The sequence below is a fragment of the Nostoc flagelliforme FACHB-838 genome, from assembly GCF_014698065.1.
GTDB classification, from domain to species: Bacteria; Cyanobacteriota; Cyanobacteriia; order Cyanobacteriales; family Nostocaceae; genus Nostoc; species Nostoc flagelliforme_B.
On sequence record NZ_JACJSI010000473.1, the window covers coordinates 1 to 4,087 of the forward strand.

Here is a 4,087-nt window from a genome sequence, read left to right on the forward strand (position 1 = left end):
CGATTGGGTTCTCCAGGAGGAACGAAACTTAGTTGGGATAGCGCACTCAACTGCCACTGCCACTTTTCAAAAGCTGGTTAGCAAATATTTACATAAAACTTACGCTGGCAACTAACACCACAGTCAGACGAAAAAAGTTGTTGGTTTAACTATAACAGGACTTATAAGCCTATATGTTCCCTATTTCAATATGGTAGTTAAAAAAGGAGTCACACAAGATAGTACTAATAAGCTTATCCTTGTTTGCGATGATGTTGCAGACAACTGCTTTTTCTTCCAAACTCTTTTAGAAATGGAGGGTTATGAAGTTGAAATTGTGGAGTCAGGAGCGGCAGCGCTAGCTTTCCTTGAATCAAAAATACCCGATCTACTTCTACTAGATGTGATGATGCCTGGCATGGATGGGTACGAAGTCGCTCGGCGGATTCAAAATAACCCGATTTTACAAATTCTAACTATTTTGTTAATTACGGCAAACGAAGAGGCGTTTTTTAGAAAGGAGCCTGATGTCAAGGTGGCTGGAGTTATCCGAAAGCCCGTTGAGCCGGATGCATTAATAGGATATGTCCAAGCAGCTCTACAGCTTGGGCATTATTTATGACCAGAATCTCTTGATGAAGTAAGGTTGTTGGGGCTATTTTTGCCCACACCCAAACCTACAACTTTGCCCCAATGGGGCTTGGTCGGTGGGGTGTTAATAATTACACGAAATTAGCAAGATACACCAAATTTATGGAAAATACGAGTTCCTTGGTCAGAGATTTACGAATTAGGAAAAAAATCTTTTTTGAGTTACTTCAGCTTGAGAATAGAGGGTTAAAAGTTCTCGCCATTGGGGAGAATTGAGAAACTTGCCAATACAGAAAGGAAAAATCCTGGTAGTAGATGACGAAGTCGGCATCCGCCGAATTTTGCAAACACGTCTAGAAATAATTGGCTACAGTGTAGTTACAGCTAGTGATGGTGAAGAAGCTTTATCAGCTTTTCGTCTTTCGACTCCTGATTTAATAGTTCTGGATGTGATGATGCCAAAGCTGGATGGCTACGGTGTCTGTCAAGAATTACGGAGAGAATCAAATGTGCCAATCATCATGCTTACAGCTTTGGCAGATTTAGCAGATCGGATTGTTGGGCTAGAGTTAGGTGCTGATGACTATATGACAAAACCTTTCTCACCCAAGGAACTAGAAGCCCGAATTGCTTCTATATTAAGACGACGCTTTCACAAAACTGATATTAATATTATTCCTAACTCTGGGATAATTCATGTCGGCGACCTGAGAATCGATAAAAATAAGCGGCAAGTCCATAAAAATGAGCAACGGATTCGGCTAACAGGTATAGAATTTAGCTTATTAGAGAAGTTACGTGAATCATTCTGGAAGAGTTTTTTCAAGGTTAGAAATCTTGCAGGAGTTGTGGGGTTTAGTAGGAGGATTTCATACAGAAACTCGTGTGGTAGATGTGCATATCTCGCGGTTGCGGATAAAGGTAGAATCCGACCCCAACTTGCCAGAATTTATTATTACAGCAAGAGGTAATGGTTATTTTTTCCCACAAATTGTTGAATCAGAACAGGAATAAAGCTCTCATCCGCTCTTGGTTTTACACAAGTCAAGCCGCTTTGTTCCAATTCGAAAAAGTCATCCATTATCTCAGTGGTCCTTTTGTCACATAGCCAGAGAGCAACAGTAGACATCTTGGTGTAAATATAGCCTAGCTGACCTGACGGGGCAAGATAGGCTAAAAGTATTCCTGTATAATTTTTTGAGCTATCCCTTTTTGATAAATCATCCAAGCCTTGTTTGTTTGTTTGTCTGTTTCTTTCTTCTTAAACTTGGCTATAACAAAATTATAGGAGTTTGAGTCCTTTAATGAAATTGTTCAACTGTGACCTATGCTCTGACAAGATATCAGGAGATAGCCGCAGTGATGAGAGTAGGTTTTGGAGTGATTACCGTTATGCAGCGTTTCATGCGATCACTGTAGGCAAGATTTGCAGTACTTGTACAGAGGTATAAATAGTTATCAAAGTATAAGCTGAATGCTAGTGAAAGATAATGGTAGTAATTTTATATACTCTATCGATGTGAATAACTCGGTAGAGTATTTCTGTGAAAGTGCGCCTAATGTAAACGCTCGCCTCCTCCGGCTCAACTGGCTTTCGGATAACTGCCCTCATTCTCACATCAGACTGCTGATTTAAAAACGCCCAAACCAAGTATTAAAGGATTCTTATCCTTTAGATGCCTTTATTCTGTATGGGTGATGGACATGATGGTATTTGAAATATCATTGACCAACTAGTGCTTCGCCACACAAACTTTGCGTGGTGGTAAGCTCTTGCGCAGAGGTGCAAAGGGGCAGAGGTGAAAGAACTTGTACTAAATCTCTCCTCTGCTCCCCTGCTCCCCTGCCGACCTCCACCCAGCAATTTTGGGTTGGCAGACTATTAGCCCCTGATGTAAAACGTCGAGAAATACAAGATTTGTTTCACTTAATAGAAAACCTTTACAAAATTGGGGGTTCACAAAAATGGTTGAAACTCTTCCTATGCCTTACTATTGAAAGGTCAAGTAGAAGAAACTAAAGCCTTATTTACTGGTTGTTGGGGTAAACAAGTACAAAATTTTTGCCGTTATCTCGATAAGCATTGCCATCGTATCATTAACTACGAATATCACTAAGTTGAAGAAATTTGTTCAATTGGTTTTGGGTCAGTTGAATCTGCCGTTGAGCAGATTGAGCGTCGAACAAAGATTTCTAGGGCACAATGAAAACGAGAAAATGTCCCTCAAGTCCTGGCTCATCGCTGTGCTTACTCAATGGATTATTGTCGGTTTGAGCCACTTCAAAAACTGAGATGCTCCCGTTAGCCGAAAGCCCCTTGAGCCGGATGCATTAATAAGATATGTTCAAGCAACCTTATAGCAATCGCATCATTCATAACCCTAATCTATCAATGAAGTAGCTAGCATTTACGAGGGAATCTTTAATAATTTCGGTCTAAAATCTCTCGCACTTTAGAGGTGACTGTATCAATGTCAATGGGCTTTTGGATAAATTCATCACATTTTATACCATTCATCTTATTAAGATCATAATCAAAACTTGTGACCAAAAGAATTGGTAGAAATGGAAATTTAGTTAATTCTCTCAAGCGTTGAACAACTTCAAATCCATCCATTATAGGCATTTGAATATCTAATATTAGCAAGTCAGGTGGGTTAGGGTCGGTTTCAAGAAAGGTTAGCACTGCTGCACCCGAATCAACACTTTTAACCAAACAGTTCTCTGCTTCTAAAATGGTTCTTATCAAGAAAGAGTTATCAGCTACATCATCACAAACTAAGATCCGCTTAGTATCATTTTTATTGGTTGTATTTGCGTTAGAAATAGCTGTTTTTTCCATATTTTTCTCCTATTTAAAATATTAATGAAGCTGGAGATAAAACTTAACCATGATAGGTTGTAGCCGTTAAGTAGTAAATGATAGTATTAGAGCTAGTCCCAAGCTTAATAAGCCCTAAAAATAACCTTTGCCACATACTGTGAAAAATCAAATGTTTAACTAAACACAAATGATGTAAAAGTTTTATTAATTGTTTTGGAGCTTCCAAATAGATAACGTATCCTTTGAAAGTGTAGCAATTCTATTAATTGAATTAATAGGGGGTTAGATAAAGCATGAGAACCAGCAAAAACAGTAGAATTTGTGAAAGTGTTGTGAGAATTCATCAAGTTTTATTGAAATATTGTGATAGTTATCAGCTTGAAGGAAAGTATTATTCTGCTGGTCTCTAGATAATGCAAGAGCTTGTGCTGTGTTCTTAGTTCAACTCTCTTATTAATATTTTATTCCTAAAAACTGGTAGATTGCGGGGGGTTTGCATATCAAGTAGTAAGTTATTGTGCTTAAAACAATCGCGTCCTGCTGCCTTTGCCTGATATAGCACTTTATCAGCTGCTGTAATGATTTGTTCAATGCTAAAAATATGGTTAGGAATGACTGTGGCTAAACCAGCGCTCAGAGTTAGATGAAAACTAACTTGTGAATTTATATGGGGAATAGCTAAGGAGCGAATAG

At 38.6% G+C, this 4,087-nt stretch carries 4 protein-coding genes and 2 pseudogenes; 3 read left to right on the forward strand and 3 right to left on the reverse strand.

Features of this window, described 5'->3' with window-relative positions; all coding sequences use genetic code 11:
- Positions 1 to 190: 190 nt before the first annotated feature.
- Both H6G97_RS46855 and rpaB read left to right on the forward strand, forming a co-directional pair.
- The gene (locus H6G97_RS46855; protein WP_190947213.1) at positions 191 to 601 is read left to right on the forward strand and encodes a response regulator; all 411 of its coding nucleotides are present in this window, start codon (positions 191 to 193) and stop codon (positions 599 to 601) included.
- 250 nt (positions 602 to 851) lie between these two features.
- Positions 852 to 1,584, forward strand: a pseudogene (rpaB, locus tag H6G97_RS46860) (response regulator transcription factor RpaB).
- Here rpaB and H6G97_RS46865 read toward each other — a convergent pair.
- Positions 1,526 to 1,798 (reverse strand): hypothetical protein, encoded by a 273-nt coding sequence (locus tag H6G97_RS46865; protein WP_190947216.1) that lies wholly within the window; start codon positions 1,796 to 1,798, stop codon positions 1,526 to 1,528. The pseudogene rpaB and the gene H6G97_RS46865 overlap by 59 nt on opposite strands.
- Positions 1,799 to 2,452: 654 nt before the next feature.
- Between H6G97_RS46865 and H6G97_RS46870 the strand changes: the two are divergent.
- Positions 2,453 to 2,845 (forward strand): annotated as a pseudogene (locus H6G97_RS46870) (ISKra4 family transposase); the annotation flags it as partial.
- Positions 2,846 to 2,992: 147 nt separating this feature from the next.
- Here H6G97_RS46870 and H6G97_RS46875 read toward each other — a convergent pair.
- Together H6G97_RS46875 and H6G97_RS46880 are read right to left on the reverse strand one after the other, a co-directional pair.
- A complete protein-coding gene (locus H6G97_RS46875) occupies positions 2,993 to 3,412 on the reverse strand; it encodes a response regulator (protein WP_190947214.1) in 420 nt (139 codons plus the stop codon).
- Positions 3,413 to 3,830: 418 nt separating this feature from the next.
- Positions 3,831 to 4,087 (reverse strand): diguanylate cyclase domain-containing protein (locus H6G97_RS46880; protein WP_190947215.1); only part of this gene is annotated, 257 nt, incomplete at its 5' end.